Annotated in this window: 19 protein-coding genes; 16 read left to right on the forward strand and 3 right to left on the reverse strand. The window is 68.4% G+C overall.

Translation table 11 applies throughout. The annotated features are described in order from the left end of the window. Nucleotide 1: 1 nt before the first annotated feature. From ACTWP6_RS21600 to pdxT, 12 genes are all read left to right on the forward strand, one after another. On the forward strand, nt 2-898 hold the full coding sequence (locus tag ACTWP6_RS21600; protein ID WP_443188720.1) for an aldo/keto reductase: 897 nt from the start codon (nt 2-4) through the stop codon (nt 896-898). A 20-nt stretch (nt 899-918) separates the two neighbouring features. Continuing rightward, complete coding sequence (locus tag ACTWP6_RS21605; protein WP_443188721.1) at nt 919-1,596, forward strand: PaaI family thioesterase; 678 nt, start codon at nt 919-921, stop codon at nt 1,594-1,596. Beyond that, nucleotides 1,593-2,024 (forward strand): TIGR02611 family protein, encoded by a 432-nt coding sequence (locus ACTWP6_RS21610; protein WP_260751938.1) that lies wholly within the window; start codon nt 1,593-1,595, stop codon nt 2,022-2,024. The genes ACTWP6_RS21605 and ACTWP6_RS21610 overlap by 4 nt, the downstream gene beginning before the upstream one ends. 68 nt (nt 2,025-2,092) lie before the next feature. After that, the gene (gene thrS / locus ACTWP6_RS21615) at nt 2,093-4,162 is read left to right on the forward strand and encodes a threonine--tRNA ligase (protein ID WP_443188722.1); all 2,070 of its coding nucleotides are present in this window, start codon (nt 2,093-2,095) and stop codon (nt 4,160-4,162) included. Further along, nucleotides 4,140-4,712, forward strand: a complete 573-nt coding sequence (locus ACTWP6_RS21620; RefSeq protein ID WP_443188723.1) for an HIT family protein — start codon at nt 4,140-4,142, stop codon at nt 4,710-4,712. Before thrS ends, ACTWP6_RS21620 begins: the two co-directional genes overlap by 23 nt. Continuing rightward, entirely contained in the window at nt 4,709-5,380 is a 672-nt protein-coding gene (gene pgsA, locus ACTWP6_RS21625; RefSeq protein WP_443188724.1) for a phosphatidylinositol phosphate synthase, read from the forward strand. Before ACTWP6_RS21620 ends, pgsA begins: the two co-directional genes overlap by 4 nt. Further along, on the forward strand, nt 5,377-6,336 hold the full coding sequence (locus ACTWP6_RS21630) for a phosphatidylinositol mannoside acyltransferase (protein WP_443188725.1): 960 nt from the start codon (nt 5,377-5,379) through the stop codon (nt 6,334-6,336). Before pgsA ends, ACTWP6_RS21630 begins: the two co-directional genes overlap by 4 nt. A 28-nt stretch (nt 6,337-6,364) precedes the next feature. Then, nucleotides 6,365-7,495 (forward strand): glycosyltransferase family 4 protein, encoded by a 1,131-nt coding sequence (locus ACTWP6_RS21635; protein WP_443188735.1) that lies wholly within the window; start codon nt 6,365-6,367, stop codon nt 7,493-7,495. Beyond that, complete coding sequence (locus ACTWP6_RS21640; protein WP_443188726.1) at nt 7,492-8,535, forward strand: NUDIX hydrolase; 1,044 nt, start codon at nt 7,492-7,494, stop codon at nt 8,533-8,535. The genes ACTWP6_RS21635 and ACTWP6_RS21640 overlap by 4 nt, the downstream gene beginning before the upstream one ends. Nucleotides 8,536-8,637: 102 nt before the next feature. Next, complete coding sequence (gene pdxS / locus ACTWP6_RS21645) at nt 8,638-9,543, forward strand: pyridoxal 5'-phosphate synthase lyase subunit PdxS (protein WP_260758081.1); 906 nt, start codon at nt 8,638-8,640, stop codon at nt 9,541-9,543. Continuing rightward, the gene (gene tesB, locus ACTWP6_RS21650; protein ID WP_260751946.1) at nt 9,544-10,392 is read left to right on the forward strand and encodes an acyl-CoA thioesterase II; all 849 of its coding nucleotides are present in this window, start codon (nt 9,544-9,546) and stop codon (nt 10,390-10,392) included. It begins immediately after the preceding gene. Then, nucleotides 10,389-10,973: a pyridoxal 5'-phosphate synthase glutaminase subunit PdxT gene (gene pdxT, locus ACTWP6_RS21655; protein ID WP_260751947.1), complete on the forward strand. Its 585-nt coding sequence runs from the start codon at nt 10,389-10,391 to the stop codon at nt 10,971-10,973. The genes tesB and pdxT overlap by 4 nt, the downstream gene beginning before the upstream one ends. Nucleotides 10,974-10,991: 18 nt before the next feature. Here pdxT and ACTWP6_RS21660 read toward each other — a convergent pair whose 3' ends face one another. After that, nucleotides 10,992-12,203: an acyl-CoA dehydrogenase family protein gene (locus ACTWP6_RS21660; RefSeq protein ID WP_260751949.1), complete on the reverse strand. Its 1,212-nt coding sequence runs from the start codon at nt 12,201-12,203 to the stop codon at nt 10,992-10,994. Between the two features lie 48 nt (nt 12,204-12,251). Beyond that, complete coding sequence (locus ACTWP6_RS21665) at nt 12,252-13,985, reverse strand: CocE/NonD family hydrolase (RefSeq protein WP_443188727.1); 1,734 nt, start codon at nt 13,983-13,985, stop codon at nt 12,252-12,254. 53 nt (nt 13,986-14,038) lie between these two features. Between ACTWP6_RS21665 and ACTWP6_RS21670 the strand changes: the two genes are divergently transcribed. Together ACTWP6_RS21670 and ACTWP6_RS21675 are read left to right on the forward strand one after the other, a co-directional pair. Further along, a complete protein-coding gene (locus ACTWP6_RS21670; RefSeq protein WP_260751951.1) occupies nt 14,039-14,641 on the forward strand; it encodes a TetR/AcrR family transcriptional regulator in 603 nt (200 codons plus the stop codon). A 93-nt stretch (nt 14,642-14,734) separates the two neighbouring features. Beyond that, nucleotides 14,735-15,490, forward strand: a complete 756-nt coding sequence (locus tag ACTWP6_RS21675) for a YebC/PmpR family DNA-binding transcriptional regulator (protein ID WP_260751952.1) — start codon at nt 14,735-14,737, stop codon at nt 15,488-15,490. A 21-nt stretch (nt 15,491-15,511) separates the two neighbouring features. Here the strand turns inward: ACTWP6_RS21675 and ACTWP6_RS21680 are convergent, their stop codons facing one another. Then, entirely contained in the window at nt 15,512-16,555 is a 1,044-nt protein-coding gene (locus ACTWP6_RS21680) for a polyprenyl synthetase family protein (RefSeq protein WP_260751953.1), read from the reverse strand. Nucleotides 16,556-16,873: 318 nt separating this feature from the next. On the opposite strand from ACTWP6_RS21680, the gene ACTWP6_RS21685 reads away from it, so the two are divergent. Both ACTWP6_RS21685 and ACTWP6_RS21690 read left to right on the forward strand, forming a co-directional pair. Then, entirely contained in the window at nt 16,874-18,334 is a 1,461-nt protein-coding gene (locus ACTWP6_RS21685; protein ID WP_260751954.1) for an amino acid permease, read from the forward strand. Continuing rightward, nucleotides 18,331-19,026: an SDR family NAD(P)-dependent oxidoreductase gene (locus ACTWP6_RS21690; RefSeq protein WP_443188728.1), complete on the forward strand. Its 696-nt coding sequence runs from the start codon at nt 18,331-18,333 to the stop codon at nt 19,024-19,026. Before ACTWP6_RS21685 ends, ACTWP6_RS21690 begins: the two co-directional genes overlap by 4 nt. The last annotated feature ends 2 nt before the right edge of the window (nt 19,027-19,028 follow it).

Consider the following 19,028-nt stretch of genomic DNA (forward strand, 5'->3'; position numbering starts at 1 on the left):
CATGTCAGCTTGTCATCGCCCGCGTACCGTCGGAGCGGTGACTGCCGCGAACGCACCGACCTTCACCCTCGGCGGCGACCTGACTGTCAACCGACTCGACTTCGGCGCTATGCGCCTCACCGGTCCCGGCGTGTGGGGCCCGCCCGCCGACCGCGACGAATGCCTGCGGGTACTGCGCCGGGCGGTCGAACTCGGCGTCGACTTCATCGACACCGCGGACTCCTACGGCCCGTACATCTCCGAGGACCTCATCCACGAAGCGCTGCACCCCTACGACGGTGTCGTCATCGCGACCAAGGCGGGCCTGTTGCGGACCGCGCCGGACGTGTGGGAGCCGCTAGGGTTTCCGGCCTACCTGCGGCAAGAATGCGAGATGAGTCTGCGCCGGCTGGGGGTCGACACCATCGACCTGTTCCAGCTGCACCGCATCGACCCGAAGTTCCCCGCCGAAGACCAGGTCGGTGAGCTGGCGGAGCTCCAGAAGGAGGGCAAGATCCGGCACATCGGCTTGTCTGAGGTCGACACCGACCAGCTCGCCGCGGCGCGCCGGGTCACCGTGATCGTGTCCGTACAGAACAAGTACAACCTCACGATGCGCGACTCGGAGCCCGTGCTCGATGTGTGCGAGGCCGAGGCCATCGCGTTCATCCCGTGGTTTCCGCTGGCCGCGGGTCCGCTGGCGGCTGCCGACGGCCCGCTGCAGCGGATCGCGGCCGACCATGGGTGCTCCCCGTCGCAGCTGGCGCTGGCCTGGCTGCTCAAGCGTTCGCCGGTGATGCTGCCCATCCCGGGAACCTCGAAGGTCGCCCATCTGGAGGAGAACGTGGCGGCCGCGCAGATCGAGCTGACCGACACCGAGTTCGAGACACTGAGCAACGCCGGCGCCGCCGCGAGTTGAGCAACCAATACGGTGAGCGGGTGAGCACCAACAAAGCTGCCGACGCCCACGTCGGTACTGGTTTCGACGCCCGCGTCGGTACTGGTTTCGACGCCCGCGTCGGTGGCGGGTTCAACCCGCCCGAACCCACCAACCGCGGCGGCCCGGACTACGGGCGGTTCGTCGAAGCGGTCCGCACACTGCAGGACCATGCCCGCGCTGCGGACGCGCCCGACGCGGTGATCACTGAGGCCGCCGACCTGATCGAGAAGGTCTCGGCGCTGCTGGCGCCGTACGACGCCGACGAATGGTCGTCGCCGTCCGGCCGGCGGATGGACCTGCCCAACCGCGGCAACATTCTCAGCCCGCCGATCGACCTGCACCTGACCGAGGACGGCCGCGTCGCCGGCACCGCCCGGTTCCGTCGCTACCACCTGGGCCGCAACGGCGCCGCGCACGGCGGCGCGGTGGCCCACCTGTTCGATTCCCTGCTGGGGTTCACCGCGTTCAAACTCAGCGGCAACAAGGCCCAGCGCACCGCCTTCCTGCACGTGGACTACCGCAAGATCGCGCTGATCGGCGCCGAGCTCCAGGTCGAGGCCCGGATCGACGACATTGTCGACCGGAAGATCTTCGTGTCGGGCAGGCTTCTCGACGGTGACGACGTGCTGGCCGACGCCCATTCTCTGTTCGTCACGTTGAAACCCGGGCAGCCGTGAGCGAGCGCGGCGGGGTACGCGGACTCACCCGCAGGTGGGCGCGCTGGAGAGACCGGCTGCGGGACCGCCGGGGCCTCGATCTCGCCTACCGCATCGCGGTCGGTGTGGTCGGGCTCCTGGTGCTCGCCGTCGGAATCCTGGCGATTCCGTACCCCGGCCCAGGCTGGGCCATCGTCTTCCTGGGCCTGGTGATCCTGGCCACCGAGTTCGAGTGGGCACATCGCCTGCTGAAATTTGCACGCTCCCGCTACGACGCCGCGATGGACTGGTTCAAACGTCAGGGCCTTTGGGTTCAAGCGCTCGGCGCGCTCTTCACCTTCGCGGTGGTGGTGGGCACGCTGTGGTTGCTGGGGGCGCTCGGTTTCGCCGGCGGATTGGTCGGGATGGACTACCCGTGGCTCAAGAGCCCTATTGGTATCGGGAGCTGAGGCCCAGCACCGATAGCATGGTCGCGATCGATCCACGACCCGCACCTGAGAGTTTGGAGAGCCCAGCGATGAGCGCCCCCGCCCGCCCCGCCCCCGCAGCCTCGATCCGGGTGGCTGCCGGGACGACCGCCGGGCAGGCGGTGCGTGACGCGGGCCTACCGTCCCGGGGGGCGCCCGACGCCGTCGTCGTGGTTCAAGATCCCGAGGGCCGGCTGCGCGACCTGTCCTGGGTTCCCGACGCCGACGTCGAGGTGATCGCTGTGGCCGCCGACACCGAGGCCGGCCGCAGCGTGATCCGGCACTCGGCCGCCCATGTGCTGGCCCAGGCGGTGCAGGACATGTTTCCCGACGCCAAGCTCGGCATCGGCCCGCCGATCACCGACGGCTTCTACTACGACTTCGACGTCGCCGAGCCGTTCACCCCGGAGCATCTTGAGGCGCTCGAGAAAAAGATGCGCAAGATAGTCAAGGACGGTCAGCTGTTCGAGCGCCGGGTGTTCGAATCCATTGACCAGGCCCGCGAAGAGCTCGCCGCGGAGCCCTACAAGCTCGAGTTGATCGACGACAAGTCCGGCGCCGACGACCCGGAGGTCATGGAAGTCGGTGGCGACGAGCTGACCGCCTACGACAACCTCAATCCCCGTACCCGGGAACGGGTTTGGGGCGACCTGTGCCGCGGTCCGCACATTCCTACCACCCGCTACATCCCGGCGTTCAAGCTGACCCGCAGCTCGGCGGCCTACTGGCGCGGTGATCAGAACAACGCCAGCCTGCAGCGCATCTACGGGACTGCTTGGGAGTCCCAGGAAGCGCTCGACCGCCATCTCGAGCTGATCGAGGAAGCTCAGAAGCGTGACCACCGCAAGCTCGGCGTCGAGCTGGACCTGTTCAGCTTCCCCGACGAATTGGGTTCGGGTCTGCCGGTTTTCCACCCCAAGGGCGGTGTGGTGCGCCGTGAACTGGAGGAGTACTCGCGCCGCAAGCACATCGAGGCCGGCTACGAGTTCGTCAATACGCCGCACATCACCAAGGAACAGCTCTACATCACCTCCGGGCACCTCGAGTGGTACGCCGACGGCATGTTCCCGCCCATGCACATCGACGCCGAGTACAACGACGACGGCACGGTGCGCAAACCCGGTCAGGACTACTACCTGAAGCCGATGAACTGCCCCATGCACCATCTGATCTACCGGTCGCGGGGGCGCTCCTATCGGGAACTTCCGTTGCGGCTCTTCGAGTTCGGCAGCGTGTACCGCTACGAGAAGTCCGGTGTGGTCCACGGGCTCACGCGGGTGCGGGGCATGACCCAGGACGACGCGCACATCTACTGCACCCGCGAGGAGATGCGCGACGAGCTCGCCCGGCTGTTGCAGTTCGTCCTGGATCTGCTGGCCGACTACGGTCTCGACGACTTCTACCTGGAGCTTTCGACCAAGGATCCGGACAAGTTCGTCGGCTCCGACGAGATCTGGGAAGAAGCCACCGAAACCCTGCGTGAAGTGGCCGAATCCTCAGGGCTGCAGCTGGTGCCGGATCCGGGTGGCGCGGCGTTCTACGGCCCCAAAATCTCGGTGCAGGTGCGTGACGCACTGGGCCGTAGCTGGCAGATGTCGACCATCCAGCTCGACTTCAACATGCCCGACCGTTTCGAGCTGGAATACACCAGCCCCGACGGTTCCCGTCAGCGCCCGGTGCTCATCCACCGGGCGCTGTTCGGATCGATCGAGCGGTTCTTCGGCGTGCTCACCGAGCACTACGCCGGAGCCTTCCCGGCCTGGCTGGCGCCGGTGCAGGTGGTCGGCATCCCGGTCGCCGACGACCACATCCCGTACCTGCAGGACGTGGCAGCCCGGCTGCGCGCGAACGGCATCCGCGCCGAGGTCGACACCAGCGACGACCGGATGGCCAAGAAGATCGTCAACCACACCAACCAAAAAGTGCCGTTCATGCTGCTCGCGGGCGACCGCGACGTCGAGGCCGACGCGGTGTCCTTCCGGTTCGGGGACCGCACCCAGATCAACGGGGTGCCGCGGGACCGAGCGGTCGAGACCATTGTCGATTGGGTGCGTCGGCGCGAGAATGCCACGCCCACAGCCCAACTCGTCGAGGTCAATGCTGAAGCGGGCGAGGGGTGACGTGGATCCCGAGGACACGATCGTAGACCGCGGCGTCGGGGACCCGGACCGTCTGCAGCGGCTGTGGACGCCGCACCGGATGACCTACATCGTCGACGCGGTCAAACCCGGATCGGCGTCGTCGGCGGAGCCGTTCACCGACATCCCGACCATGTCCGACGAGGACGGATTGGTGGTCGCTCGCGGGGAACTGGTGTACGCGGTGCTCAACCTGTACCCGTACAACCCGGGTCACCTGATGGTGGTGCCGTACCGGCGGGTGGCCGAACTGGAGAACCTGACCGACGACGAGAGCGCCGAGCTCATGGCGTTCACCCAGAAGGCCATCCGCGTGATGAAGGCGGTGTCGCGCCCGCACGGTTTCAACGTCGGCCTGAACCTCGGCACTTCGGCGGGCGGATCGCTGTCCGAACACCTGCACATGCATGTCGTGCCGCGCTGGGGCGGGGACGCCAATTTCATCACCGTGATCGGCGATTCCAAGGTGATCCCACAGCTGCTGCGCGACACCCGCAAGTTGCTGGCCACCGAGTGGGACAGGCAGCAGTGAGCGACTTCTACCTGATGACCCGCGCCGCCTACGCCAAGTTGTCGCGGCCGGTGGCCAAGGGGGCCCTCAAGCTGGGACTGACGCCCGACAGCGTCACGATCCTGGGTACCGCAGGCTCGGTACTTGCCGCGCTGACCCTGTTCCCGATCGGGCAGCTGTGGTGGGGCGCGGTCGCGGTCTCGTTCTTTGTGCTCGCCGACATGCTCGACGGCGCGATGGCCCGGTTGCGCGGCGGCGGCACCCGCTTCGGGGCGGTGCTGGACGCCACCTGCGACCGCATCAGCGACGGCGCGGTGTTCTGCGGTCTGTTGTGGTGGGCCGCATTCGGGTTGCACAGCACGCACCTGGTGGTCGCGACGATGATCTGCCTGGTCTCATCGCAGGTCATCTCCTACATTAAGGCCCGTGCGGAGGCCAGCGGGCTGTCCGGCGACGGCGGTTTGATCGAACGGCCCGAGCGGCTGGTCATCGTGCTCGTCGGCGCCGGACTGTCGGATCTGCCGTTCTTCCCGCTGCCCTGGTTGCTCGATGTGGCGATGTGGGTGCTGGCGGTGACCAGCGTGGTGACGGTGGGGCAACGGTTGCACAGCGTGCGGACCTCCGCGGCGGCGATGGATCCGCTCCCGGTGCCCGAAGCCGGCGACACACCGGAGGCCACCGACCAATGACGGAGCACCCGGTCGGGTCGGGACACGGCATCGGGCGCCTGTTGTCGGTGCCGTCGACATGGAGTGGCCACCTGACCGACTGGGGGTACGCCGCGGGCTGGCGTCTGGTGCGTGCGGCCCCGGAGGTGTTGGCGCGCAACACCTTCGATGCCGGAGCCTGGTGGGCGTCGCGCAATGGCGGGCCCGAGCAGCTTCGCAGGAACCTGGCCCGGGTGGTCGGCGCGCCGCCCGACGACGTGCCCGCTGACCTGGTGCGCGCCTCGCTGGGGTCCTACGCCCGGTACTGGCGCGAGGCGTTCCGGCTGCCCGCGATGGACCACGAGGATCTGGCCCGGCGCCTGCACGTCAACGACGTCGAGCTGCTGTGGTCGGCACTGGAGGCCGGCCGCGGGGCCGTGCTGGCGTTGCCGCACAGCGGCAACTGGGACATGGCCGGGGTGTGGCTGGTCCAGCACCACGGCACCTTCGCGACGGTCGCCGAACGGCTCAAACCGGAGTCGCTGTATCACCGGTTCCTGGCCTACCGGGAACGCCTCGGGTTTGAGGTGGTGCCGCTGTCCGGAGGTGAGCGGCCGCCGTTCGACGTGCTGCGGGACCGGCTGCGCGACAACGGTGTGGTGTGCCTGATGGCCGACCGCGACATGACGCGCACCGGCGTCCCGGTCGACTTCTTCGGCGAGCCGAGCAGGCTTCCCGCGGGCCCGGCCAAACTCGCGCTGGCGACCGGTGCGGCGCTGTTTCCGGTGCACTGCTGGTTCGAGCCGGACGACTGGGGCATGCAGGTCTACCCGGAACTGGACACGTCCTCGGGGGACGTCATCGCGATCACTCAGGCCCTGGCCGACCGGTTCGCGAAGAACATCGCCGCCCACCCTGAGGACTGGCACATGATGCAGCCGCAGTGGCTGGCCGACCTGTCCGACGAGCGCAGGGCCCGCCTGGAGGCTTCCCCGTGAGCGCTTGCGCCAAGAAGCGACGATGCTGATGCGGATCGGGATGGTGTGCCCGTACTCGTTCGACGTGCCCGGCGGGGTGCAGTCGCACGTGCTGCAGCTGGCGGAGGTGCTGCGCGGCAGCGGCCATGAGGTCAGTGTGCTGGCGCCCGCGTCGCCGGAGGCGGGGGACTCGCTGCCGGATTTCGTGGTGTCCGGAGGCCGGGCCGTACCGATCCCGTACAACGGCTCGGTGGCGCGGCTGCGGTTCGGCCCAGCCACCCACCGCAAGGTCAAGAAGTGGCTGCAGCAGGGCGACTTCGATGTGTTGCACCTGCATGAACCGAACGCCCCCAGCCTGTCGATGCTCGCGCTGAACATCGCCGAGGGCCCGATCGTGGCGACCTTCCACACGTCGACGACGAAGTCTCTGACATTGTCGGTGTTCGAACCGATCCTGCGGCCGATGCACGAGAAGATCGTCGGCCGGATCGCGGTGTCGGATCTGGCACGGCGCTGGCAGATGGAAGCGCTGGGCAGCGACGCCGTCGAGATCCCCAACGGGGTCGACGTGGCCTCCTTCGCCTCGGCGCCCCCGCTGTCCGGGTATCCGCGGCCGGGCCGCACCGTGCTGTTCCTGGGTCGGTTCGACGAACCCCGCAAGGGCATGGCGGTGCTGCTCGCAGCGCTGCCGGAGTTGGTGGCCCGGTTCGAGGACGTAGAGATCCTGGTGGTCGGCCGCGGCGATGAGGACGAGCTGCGCGCGCAGGCGGGACCGTTGGCCCGTCACCTGCGGTTCCTCGGGCAGGTCGACGACGCGGAGAAGGCGTCGGCCATGCGCAGCGCTGACGTGTACTGCGCGCCCCACACCGGCGGGGAGAGCTTCGGCATCGTGCTGGTGGAGGCGATGGCCGCCGGCACCGCGGTGGTGGCCAGTAGTCTCGACGCGTTCCGGCGGGTGCTGGTCGACGGCCAGGCCGGCCGACTGGTGGCTGTCGATGACCCGGCCGCCCTGGCCGACGGGCTGATCGAGATGCTGTCGGACGACGCCGCGCGAGCGCGTTACGTCGACAACGCGACGCAGGCGGTGCAGCGGTACGACTGGTCGGTGGTGGCGCGCCAGATCGTGCGGGTGTACGAGACCGTCGCCGGGGCCGGGGTGAAGATCCAGGTCGCCTCGTGATCCCGTGGGTGACCGCGGTGCTGGTCGCGGTGCTGGTCGCGCTGATCCTGTTGATCGTCGGCTGGGCCTATCAGACGGCGAACCGGTTGGATCGGCTGCACGTGCGCTACGACCTGTCGTGGGAGGCACTCGACGGGGCGTTGGCCCGCCGGGCCGTGGTAGCCCGCGCGGTGGCCGTCGAGGCGCACGGCGGGGGACCCGAGGGCAAGCGGCTCGCCGCGCTGGCGGACGCCGCCGAGCGGGCTCCCCGCCAAGCCCGGGAAGCCGTCGAGAACGAGCTGTCGGCGGCCCTGGCGCGGGTGAACCCCGCGTCGCTGCCGTTGCCGCTGGTGGCCGAACTCGCCGACGCCGAGGCGCGCGTCGTGCTGGCCCGCCGCTTCCACAACGATGCGGTGCGCGACACCCTCGCCCTGCGGGAGCGCCCTCTGGTGCGCACGCTGCGCCTGGGTGGAACCGCTTCGCTGCCAACCTATTTCGAGATCGCCGAGGGTGGCGAGCGGTCGGCCCGCGAGCCTGCGCCGGTGAGCAGACGGACCTCGGCGCGGGTGGTGTTGCTCGACGAGCACGGTGCGGTGCTGCTGCTGTGCGGATCCGATCCCGCCGCCGCGGGCGGGGACGGGCCCCCGCCGCGGTGGTGGTTCACCATCGGCGGTGCAGCCCAGGTGGGGGAGTCGCTGGCGCAGGCCGCGGTGCGGGAACTGCACGAGGAGACCGGACTGCTGGTGGCGCCTGACGTCATCGCCGGCCCGGTGTGGCGCCGCGACGCGGTGATCGACTTCAACGGGTCGGTGATCCGCAGCGAAGAGATGTACTTCGTGCACCGCACCACACGGTTCGAGCCGTCGGACGCGGGCCGGTCCGGGCTGGAGCGCACCTACATTCACGGTCACCGCTGGTGCGATGCGACAATGATCGACAAGCTGGTCGCCAACGGGGAGACCGTGTACCCCTTGCAGCTGGGTGAGCTTCTGGACGAGGCGAACGCGCTGGCCGACGCACCGGGTGCGCCGGGGGACGGCCCCCTGCGGTCCATCCGCTGACCTGAGTTGTATCGCTGCTCATGTCCGCGCGGATCGAATCGATTTGCGGCCACACCTAGACTGGATCAGTAGCGATTGAAGGAGAAAGCAGTGGAATCCGAAATGTCCGGCGAAGGGCTCGGGACTCCCACCCGGGGAACCGCGCGGGTCAAGCGCGGTATGGCCGAGATGCTCAAGGGCGGCGTGATCATGGACGTCGTGACCCCGGAGCAGGCGCGTATCGCCGAGGGCGCCGGCGCGGTCGCGGTGATGGCGCTAGAGCGGGTTCCCGCCGACATCCGGGCCCAGGGCGGGGTGTCGCGGATGAGCGACCCCGACATGATCGAGGGCATCATCGACGCGGTCACCATCCCGGTGATGGCCAAGGCGCGGATCGGGCATTTCGTCGAAGCTCAGATCCTGCAGAGCCTCGGGGTCGACTACGTCGACGAGTCCGAGGTGCTGACCCCGGCCGACTACACCAACCACATCGACAAGTGGAAGTTCACCGTGCCGTTCGTGTGCGGGGCGACCAACCTCGGCGAGGCGCTGCGGCGGATCACCGAGGGGGCGGCGATGATCCGCTCCAAGGGTGAGGCCGGCACCGGCGATGTGTCCAACGCCACCACCCACATGCGCAAGATCGGCGGCGAGATCCGCCGGTTGACCTCGCTGTCGGAGGACGAATTATATGTGGCGGCAAAGGAATTGCAGGCCCCCTACGATCTGGTGGTCGAGGTGGCGCGGGCCGGCAAGCTGCCGGTGACGCTGTTCACCGCCGGCGGCATCGCGACCCCGGCCGATGCGGCGATGATGATGCAGCTCGGCGCCGAGGGCGTGTTCGTCGGGTCGGGCATCTTCAAGTCCGGCAACCCGGCCGAGCGCGCGGCGGCGATCGTCAAGGCCACCACGTTCTACGACGATCCTGACGTGCTGGCCAAGGTGTCGCGCGGTCTGGGTGAGGCGATGGTCGGCATCAACGTCGACGACATCCCGGTGCCGCACCGCCTGGCCGAGCGCGGCTGGTAAGTGGCGATTGAAGAAATCCTCGATCTGGAGCAGCTCGAGGTCAACATCTATCGCGGCGGTGTCTTCAGTCCCGAATCCGGCTTCCTGCAGCGCACCTTCGGCGGTCACGTGGCCGGGCAGTCGCTGGTCTCCGCGGTGCGGACCGTCGACCCGAAGTTCCAGGTGCACTCGCTGCACGGCTACTTCCTGCGGCCCGGCGACGCGCGCGCGCCGTCGGTGTACATCGTCGAGCGCATCCGCGACGGCGGGTCGTTCTGCACCCGGCGGGTGAGCGCGATCCAGCACGGCGAGACCATCTTCTCGATGTCGGCGTCGTTCCAGACCGACCAGAGCGGCATCGAACACCAGGACGCCATGCCGTTCGCGCCGCCGCCGGACGACATCCCTGATTTCAAGTCCAGCAGCAAGGTGTTCGACGACGCCAGCTTCCGGCAGTTCGACGAATGGGATGTGCGGATCGTGCCGCGCGACCGGCTGGGGGTGCGGGAAGGCAAGGCCTCTCAGCAGCAGGTGTGGTTCCGGCATCGCGACCCGCTGCCCGACGACCACGTGCTGCACATCTGCGCGCTGGCCTACATGAGCGATCTCACGCTGCTGGGATCGGCGCAGGTCAATCACATCGAGGAGCGTGCTCACCTGATGGTGGCCTCGCTGGACCACGCGATGTGGTTCATGCGGGCATTCCGGGCCGACGAGTGGCTGCTCTACGACCAGTCCTCGCCGTCGGCGTGCGGTGGGCGCGCGCTCACCCAGGGCAAGATCTACAACCGGTACGGCGAGATGGTCGCCGCCGTGATGCAGGAGGGGTTGACCCGCTACACCCGCGACTTCACCCCGGGCCGAGGGTGAGCGCTCCCCAGGTCGGGGTGCTCGCGCTGCAGGGTGACACCCGGGAGCACCTGGCCGCACTGGAGGAAGCCGGGGCGCAGGCCCGCACCGTCCGTCGGCGCGCCGAGCTCGACGCGGTGGACGCGCTGGTGATCCCGGGCGGGGAGTCCACTGCGATGAGTCATCTCCTGCGCGAGTTCGAGCTGCTGGAGCCGCTGCGCGCCAGGCTCGCCGACGGGATGCCCGCCTACGGGTCGTGCGCGGGGATGATCCTGCTGGCCAGCGACATCGCCAACGCCGGGGTGCCCGGACGGCAGGCGCTGCCGCTGGGCGCCATCGATATGACGGTGCGCCGCAACGCTTTCGGGCGGCAGGTCGACTCCTTCGAAGAGGACGTCGACTTCGAGGGTCTGGACGGTTCGGTGCACGCGGTGTTCATCCGCGCGCCGTGGGTCGAGCGGGTCGGCGCAGGCGTCGAGGTGCTGGCGAGCGCGGCGGGCCATCCCGTCGCGGTGCGGCAGGGACGCACGATGGCCACGGCGTTCCACCCCGAGGTGACCGGCGACCGCCGCGTCCACAAACTCTTCGTCGCCTCCCTGTAGCGACGCCGCCGGTTCGCGCTAGCGCAGGGGCAGGCCGGTGAGGGCGCGGGCCATCACCAGTCGCTGGATCTCGCTGGTGCCCTCGAAGATCGTGAAGATCTTCGCGTCGCGGTGCATGCGCTCGACGGGGTACTCGCGGGTGTAGCCGTTGCCGCCGAGGATCTGGATCGCCTCGTCGGTCACGTACACCGCGGTCTCGCTGGCCACCAGCTTGGCCATCGACCCTTCGGCGGAGGTGAACTCCTTGCCGTTGCGGGCCATCCAGCCGGCGCGGTAGACCAGCAGCCGGGCGGCGTCGATGCGTGCCTTCATGTCGGCGAGCTTGAACGCGACGGCCTGGAACTCACCGATCTTGCGGCCGAATTGCTCACGCTCGCAGGCGTAGTCGCGGGCGTACTCGTATGCGGCGCGTGCCACCCCGACCGCCATCGCGCCGACGGTGGGTCGGGTGCGCTCGAAAGTGGCCAGCGCGGCCTGCCCGGCGGCCCTCTTGCCCTCGCGGACCTTGGCGATCCGCGCATCGAACTTCTCCTTGCCGCCGACGATCAGGCGGCCCGGGATGCGCACGTCTTCGAGGACCACCTCGGCGGTGTGGGAGGCGCGTATGCCGTGCTTGAGGAACTTCTGGCCCTGGCTCAGACCTGGCGTGTCCGGGGGGATGATGAACGACGCCTGACCGCGCGTGCCCAGCTCCGGGTGCACGGAGGCGACCACGACGTGGACGTTGGCGATGCCGCCGTTGGTGGCCCAGGTCTTGGTGCCGTTGAGAACCCATTCGTCGGTGGCCTCGTCGTAGCGGGCGCGCGTCAGGATCGACCCGACATCGGAGCCGGCGTTGGGTTCGGATGAACAGAACGCGGCAACCTTGGGATCGTCGACGGAGCCGAACATCTGTGGCACCCATTCGCCGACCTGCTCGGGGGTGCCGTTGGCGGCGACCGACGCCGCGGCCAGGCCGGTGCCCAGGATGGCCAGCGCGATGCCGGCATCACCCCAGAACATCTCCTCGAACGCAACGATCATGCCCAGACCGCTGGGTTCGGCGGCCTGCTCGGCGAAGAACTCCGTGGAGTAGAGACCGATCTTGGCAGCCTCTTGGATGATCGGCCATGGGGTCTCTTCGCGCTCGTCCCACTCCGCGGCCGCGGGCCGGACCACGTCGGCAGCAAACTCGTGAACCCACTTCTGCACATCCACCAAGTCCGGCGGCAGTTCCAGGGAGAACGTCATGCCTGGTTACCTTACTGCGGAGTAAGTTACTCGGCCAGCGAGTGTGGCTCAGCTAACAGCGTCGGCAAGTATTGGAAGAATCAGCTGGGAGTCGGACCGAACCGTGTTCAGGCTGCTGGTTCCGACCGACGCGTGCCGGAAGCCCATGATCGCCGGAGTGCGGGGATCCTGATCGTCGCTGGTCAGGGTGAGCTGCACCCGATGGCCGGCTCGGAAGCGGCGGGCATTGGGCACCAACGGGATTCGGTAGGTCACGGTATCGCCGACCGGTACGGCCACGGCGGTGTCACAGGGCAGCACCGGGGCGCCGTCGGTGCTGGCAGCCGCGTCGACGGTGCGCAGGCTGGCCCGAAGCCAGCCCGCCGTCACCTCGATGATCTGATCATCGGGTCCGACGTCGCGCAGCGTCGCGATCCAGGCGGTGTCCGCGGCGGTGGCCGAGGCCTGCAGCCGCAACTCGATGTCGCCGACGAGGTCGAGGTCGCGCTCGAGCGGGGCGGAAGTCCAGCTCAGCGTCGGCGGCGGGTCGATCGGGCTGGCCTTCACTCGGTTGAGCCCGCCACCGAGGGTCAGGTATTCGCGTGCTCCGGGTTCGCCCTCATCGGCGCCGAGGGTGCCGTCGGCGCGTAGCGCCCAGTGCAGCGCAGTGGCGGCCGGTGGCCAGTTCGCGCTGGCGAGCCAGGTGTCGGCGCCCGGCAGGACGTAGCGCACCGGCGGGCCGTCCATGATGCCGGTGTCGGCGCCCTTGAGCCAGTGGTCGTACCAGGCCAGTGCCTCGCGGTGCAGGCTTTCCCACGGCCAGGTGAGCCCGAATTGACCAAGCATCGCCATCCGCACATTCGGGTTGGCCGATAACGCCTTCCATGCGGTGAAGGTCGAGGGCAGATGCAGCGGGACGTTCTCCCAGTCGCAGCCGAGATAGACCGGGATGTCGACGCGGTCCAGCAGCGGCAACAGGTTGCGTTCCTGCCACCACTGGTCGCGCAGGGGATGCCGGACCATGGCATCGAGCCAGAGGTCGTCCCACGGGTGTGGATTGTGGGGGAGTTGGAGCAGCCGACGCATCATCGTCACGGCGGCTTCCCCGTTCATCGTGGCCAACCTGCGATGTAACCGCGGCGTGTTCAGGATGCGGCGGGCGACGGCGAGGGCCGGATTGCGCCGCCAGAAAGCGTCGCTGCGGCCGGCGGTCAGTCCCATCATCGACAAGAACGGCGTGACGAACGACGAACTCGTCAGCCCATGGTGTGATGCGGCTTCGTAGAGGTCGGCGGTGGCCGCGATCGGGAAGATGGCTTTCAGGTGCGGTGGCCGCTCCACGGCGGCCTCCAGCTGGGCCATCGCGAAGTAGCTGATCCCGATCATGCCGACGTTGCCGTCGCACCACGGTTGGGCGGCTGTCCACTCGACGAGGTCGAAGAGGTCGCGGCGCTCCTGGGCGTCCATGAAGCCGAAGGTGCCGCCGGATCCGCCGGTGCCGCGCAGGTTGGCGATGACATGGACGTATCCGCGGGAGACCCAGAAGTACGTCGCCCCGGCTTCGATGAAGCCCGCGGGGGCGCCCAGGTCCTGAATCTGCCGCGGATACGGCGACGCGGCGATCAGCGCCGGGAATCGTCCCACCGAATCGGGGTGGTGCACATCGGCGAGCAGGTCGACGCCGTCGCGCATGCCGACCCGTTGGTTTATGCGGTGGGCGATTCCGAACCGCGGCCGGCTCAGGTTGCGGTATGTGCGGCCGGTGTCCTGCGGGCCGTTGAGGGGGCGATCGACGCTGGGCATAGTCTCACGCTACGTTGAGACTAGTTTCACCACAACATGAATTTCACGCTACGATGAAACTCGTGCCCAAGATCCCGTCCGGCCCCCGGGACGAACGCGGTGTGCTGTCGCGGCGAATCCTCGTCGCCGCCCGCGCGGCGTTCGCCGCCACCGGCTACGCAGGAACGACGGTGCGCGCGGTGGCCCGGGCCGCCGAGGTCGACCCGGCGCTGGTGTACCACTACTTCGGGTCGAAGGAAGCGCTGCTCGACGCCGCTACCGACCCACCTCAGCAGTGGTTGGATAGCGTCGCCGCGACGTGGGCCACGCCGGCTCCCCAACTGGGGGCCGCCCTGGTGCGGCTGATGCTCAGTGCCTGGGCCGACTGCGAGATCGGCCCCGTGCTGCATGCGATCCTGCAGACCGCGGCACATGAGGCGGCCACCCGGGAAAAGCTGCGCCTGGTGGTGCAGCGGAGTCTGATGGGTGTCTCAGAATTAGGTGCCGACGACGCCGACCGACTGTTCCGTAGCGGCCTGATCTCTTCGCAGATCATGGGGCTGGCGATGATGCGCTATGTATGGCGCATCGAGCCGATCGCATCGATGGACGATGATGCGCTCATCGCGGCGGTGGCGCCGAATCTGCAGCGCTACATCCTCGAAGACCTGGGGTGAGTGGGTTCGGTTCACCCGAACACCCACGTAGACTGGTCGATCGGACTGACGACGTGACATTGACCAGTAGAACTCGAAGGAAGTAGCACCTCTATGAGCGGCCATTCGAAGTGGGCCACCACCAAGCACAAGAAAGCCGTGATCGATGCGCGTCGCGGTAAGAACTTCGCCAAGCTGATCAAGAACATCGAGGTCGCGGCGCGCACCGGCGGCGGAGATCCCGCCGGCAACCCGACACTGTATGACGCCATTCAGAAGGCGAAGAAGAACTCGGTGCCCAACGACAACATCGAACGTGCCCGCAAGCGGGGCGCGGGCGAGGAAGCCGGCGGCGCCGACTGGCAGACCATCACCTACGAGGGTTACGGACCCAACGGCGTGGCCGTGCTGGTGGAGTGCCTGACCGACAACCGCAACCGCGCCGCCGGCGAGGTGCGGGTGGCGATGACGCGTAACGGCGGCAGCATGGCCGACCCGGGTTCGGTGTCCTACCTGTTCACCCGTAAGGGCGTGGTGACCCTCGACAAGAACGGGCTGACCGAGGACGACGTGCTGGCCGCGGTGCTCGACGCCGGTGCCGAAGATGTCAACGACCTCGGCGACAGCTTCGAGATCATCTCGGAGCCAACCGATCTGGTCGCGGTACGCACTGCGCTGCAGGACGCGGGCATCGATTATGAGTCGGCCGAGGCGACCTTCCAGCCTTCGGTCAGTGTTCCGGTCGACGTCGAGGCCGCCCGCAAGGTGCTCAAGCTCGTCGACGCCCTCGAAGACAGTGACGACGTCCAGGACGTCTACACCAACATCGACATCCCCGACGACGTCGCCGCCGCACTCGAACAGGAGTGACCGCCGCGCGGTGACGCCCGGTCAGACCCCGGGCGGCAGGAACGACAGGTCGGTGCATTCGGTGAGCATCGCGGTCAGGCCCGCGCACACCGCGGCATCGGTGCGGGAATTCAACTCCTCGATCGCCTCGTTCGCGATAACCACGAGTTCGGTGACGCGACCCCGGATTCGATCGACCGCCCCCGAGCCCACCAGGACGCGCCGGGCCTCGGCGATCGCGGCGTCGTCGGCGTCCGCGTCGCCGACGATGCCGGTCAGGGTGCGCCGGTCCGGTGCGCTCGCCAGTTCCAGAGCGGTGCCCAGCAACTCGGTAGGTTTTCCGCCGCGGATGTCGTCGCCGACCCGCTTGCCACTTGCGGCCGTTGTGCTGAACACATCGGTCAGGTCGTCGCGCAGCTGAAAAGCCTGCCCTACCGCGCGGGCGAACTTCTTCAGGTGGGCCTCAATCGCTGGGGTCGCAGTCCCGGCGAGCGCGAGCCCCAGCTGCATCGGCCGCTCCACGGTGTAGCTGCTGGTCTTGTACCGCTGGATCTTCCCGGCCGCGGCCCAGGAGTAGTCACGCGCGGCCTGGGCCTGGAGCTCGAGGAGTTGGCCGGCGACCACCTCGACCCGCATTGCGCCGAAGGTCTGCCTGACGCGGCGGCGCGCGTCGGTGCCGAGCAAGCTGACCGCGCAGGCGACGGAGTCGTGCGCCGCCGACCACAGCAGGTCGCCGACAAGCAGTGCCATGTGGTCGCCGAACAGACGCGCATCACCCGTGCCGTCGTCGGCGCGGTGCCGGGAGGCCAGCGCCGCGCGCACCGACGGCTGTCCGCGCCGCACGTCGGAGTCGTCGATGACGTCGTCGTGAACCAGCACCGCGGCATGGAGCAGTTCGACCGCCGCGGCCAGGTGCACCAGCGGCGGGAGACCGGTGGCGGGCGGGCCGGCCGCCCGCCACGCCCAGAACATGAACCGGGGACGCAGCCGTTTACCTCCCGCCTTCACCGCCGACAGGCAGAGATCCGCCACCGGCTCCAGGTTGGCGTCGATCGATCGCAGTGGTGCGGCGACGGTGTCGCACACCGCCGCGCCCAGCTGGTCCTCCAGGGTCCCCAGGAACCTGGTCGTTGGTTGACACGGACTCGTTGGTTGGAACGGAGAAGCCACCGCGTTGTCGCCCACCACATCCTCGCTTTCTGAGCAGACCGGCGCGGCGAGTGTATGGGCAGTGGGGCCCCAGCGCTCGCCTGCGCAGCCGGTTGCCGGCACGACGCTGTAGATCCCTACATCCGTGCGGCGTCGGACTGTGCGCCCAAACCAGACTCGGCCGGTCCGGCTGCCGGGGCACCGCGCCCGTGCGCATACTTGCGTGAACTTTGGGGGTGACGAAAGGAAACCCGGATGGCCGGAAATGGTCAATTAGGCTCAGCGCCAACCGAACTCAAGCGCGAGTTCTCGTTGTGGTCGGCATTCGCGTTTGCGTTCGCGTTCATCTCGCCGATCGTGGCGATGTACGGCATCTACGGACTGTCGCTGTCCACTGCCGGGCCCGGGTTCTGGTGGACGTTCGTGATCGTCGGCGCCGGACAGTTCATCGTCGCGCTGGCGTTCGCAGAACTGGTGTCGCGCTGGCCGTTCGAAGGTTCCATTTACCAGTGGACCAAACGCCTGGCCGGGGAGGTGACCGGCTGGTTCGCCGGGTGGGTGTACATGTGGGCGCTGGTGATCATCATGGCCACGGTCGCCTACGGCGGCGCAGGGTTCCTGGCGGAGCTGGTCGGGATCGCGAGTCCGACCGCGGTGCAGCAGAGCATCATCGCGCTGCTGATTCTGCTGGCCGGCACCTGCGCCAACATCGCCGGCCGCGTCTTCCTGAAAACCCTGATGTTGGGCAGCATCATCGCCGAAATCGTGGCCTCGGTGGGGCTGGGCACCTACCTGCTGATCTTCCATCGCCACCACGGTCTCGACATCATCGTGCAGGGCATCGACCTCGGCAGCGGATGGTCGTGGGCCTATCTGTCGGGGCCGTTCCTGGCGGCCCTGGCCTTCACCAGCTGGTCGATCCTCGGCTTCGAAAGTGCCGGTGCGATCGCCGAAGAGGTCAAGGAACCGCAGCGAAACGTCCCCAAGGCGATGCTGTTCTCGGTGTCGTTCATCGCCATCGTCATCGCCTACGCATCGCTGGCGGTCACGCTGGCGGTGCCCGACTTCGACAAGATCACCTCCGGTGAGGTCTCCGATCCGGTCACCTACGTTCTCGGGACCGCGCTGGGCGAATCCTGGGTCAAACCGATCCTGCTGGCGTTCGTGATCGGCTTCCTGGCGAGCTTCCTGGCGCTGCAGGCCTCGGCATCCCGGGTCATCTGGGCCTTCGCCCGCGACAAGGTGCTGCCCGGCTCACGCGTGCTGTCGAAGTTGTCCAGGGCGGAGGCCCAGCCGGTCACCGCGATCCTCGTCACCACCGTGATCGGCGCCGTGGTCTACCTCATCTCCGCCACCGACGTCTACTCGGTGCTGGTCACCTTCACAGCGGGCGGCTACTACCTCGCCTTCCTGTTCCCGTTGGTCACCGGATTGGTTGCGCGCCTTCGCGGTACGTGGGTGCCGGGGCCGTGGCATCTGGGCAGGCTCAGCCTGCCGGTGGCGCTGATGGCCGTCCTCTGGGCGGGATTCGCGTTCCTCAACATCGTGTGGCCCCGCACGGTGTCGGACGCGTGGTTCATCAACTGGGCGTTCTTCGTGGCGATGGGCGCGATTCTCGCGCTCGGCATCGTGATCGTGAAGGTCCGCAAGGTCGGTCAGAGTCGGCCCGGCGCGCCCTCCGCGCCGGAGTCGACCCCGGAAACGGAACTCGTATGAGTGCCCCCGTCGCCGTGGTGACCGGCGCCGGCAGCGGCATCGGTGCGGCCATCGCCGCGCGGCTCGCCGAATGCGGGTGGACGGTCGCATCCATCTCCCGCGAACCCGCGCCCGACACCGATATGTGGCGCACCGCCGACGTCGCCGACGAACAGGCGGTGATCGATGCCGTGGCACAGATCGAGGCCACCCTCGGGCAGATCGACGCCGCGGTGATTTGTGCCGGTCACTACGAGGAGATCCCGGCACTGGACATCGATCCGGAGTCCTGGCAGCGGATGCTGCGGGTGCACGTCGGCGGGTTGGCCCACGTGTGCCGGGCGGTGCTGCCGCAGATGCGCCGGCGCACGCAGGGCCGGATCGTGGGGATCGCGTCCGAACGTGCCATCGGCGGCGGCAGCAACGACGCTCACTACGCCGCGGCCAAAGGCGCCGCGCTGTCGCTGTTGCGCAGTGTCGCCGCCGAGGTGGCGGAAGACGGGGTGATCGTCAATGCGGTCGCGCCGGGTCCCTGCGACACGCCGCTGCTGCCCGCCGACTCCTGGGAACGCGCCGAGGAGTTCCTCGAGTCGTTGCCCGCCCGGCGGATAGCCACACCGGTCGAGGTCGCCGAGCTGGTCCGGGCGCTGCTGGAAGACGATCTCTTCCTGTGCGGAGAAGTGTTGTCGGTCAACAGCGGAACGGTGATCTGAGC

Origin of the sequence: Mycobacterium sp. 4D054 (assembly GCF_052245755.1) — a bacterium.
Taxonomy (GTDB): Bacteria; Actinomycetota; Actinomycetes; order Mycobacteriales; family Mycobacteriaceae; genus Mycobacterium.

Excerpts from the sequence above, each read along its gene's own strand:
- ACTWP6_RS21670 (WP_260751951.1), top strand. The coding sequence starts at position 14,039 with ATGAAACTCGTGCCCAAGATCCCGTCCGGCCCCCGGGACGAACGCGGT.
- ACTWP6_RS21660 (WP_260751949.1), bottom strand. The coding sequence starts at position 12,203 with ATGACGTTCTCCCTGGAACTGCCGCCGGACTTGGTGGATGTGCAGAAG.
- ACTWP6_RS21620 (WP_443188723.1), top strand. The coding sequence starts at position 4,140 with ATGCTGAAGCGGGCGAGGGGTGACGTGGATCCCGAGGACACGATCGTA.
- ACTWP6_RS21690 (WP_443188728.1), top strand. The coding sequence starts at position 18,331 with ATGAGTGCCCCCGTCGCCGTGGTGACCGGCGCCGGCAGCGGCATCGGT.
- ACTWP6_RS21600 (WP_443188720.1), top strand. The coding sequence starts at position 2 with ATGTCAGCTTGTCATCGCCCGCGTACCGTCGGAGCGGTGACTGCCGCG.
- ACTWP6_RS21635 (WP_443188735.1), top strand. The coding sequence starts at position 6,365 with ATGCGGATCGGGATGGTGTGCCCGTACTCGTTCGACGTGCCCGGCGGG.
- ACTWP6_RS21630 (WP_443188725.1), top strand. The coding sequence starts at position 5,377 with ATGACGGAGCACCCGGTCGGGTCGGGACACGGCATCGGGCGCCTGTTG.
- ACTWP6_RS21685 (WP_260751954.1), top strand. The coding sequence starts at position 16,874 with ATGGCCGGAAATGGTCAATTAGGCTCAGCGCCAACCGAACTCAAGCGC.
- ACTWP6_RS21675 (WP_260751952.1), top strand. The coding sequence starts at position 14,735 with ATGAGCGGCCATTCGAAGTGGGCCACCACCAAGCACAAGAAAGCCGTG.
- ACTWP6_RS21665 (WP_443188727.1), bottom strand. The coding sequence starts at position 13,985 with ATGCCCAGCGTCGATCGCCCCCTCAACGGCCCGCAGGACACCGGCCGC.
- thrS (WP_443188722.1), top strand. The coding sequence starts at position 2,093 with ATGAGCGCCCCCGCCCGCCCCGCCCCCGCAGCCTCGATCCGGGTGGCT.
- pdxS (WP_260758081.1), top strand. The coding sequence starts at position 8,638 with ATGTCCGGCGAAGGGCTCGGGACTCCCACCCGGGGAACCGCGCGGGTC.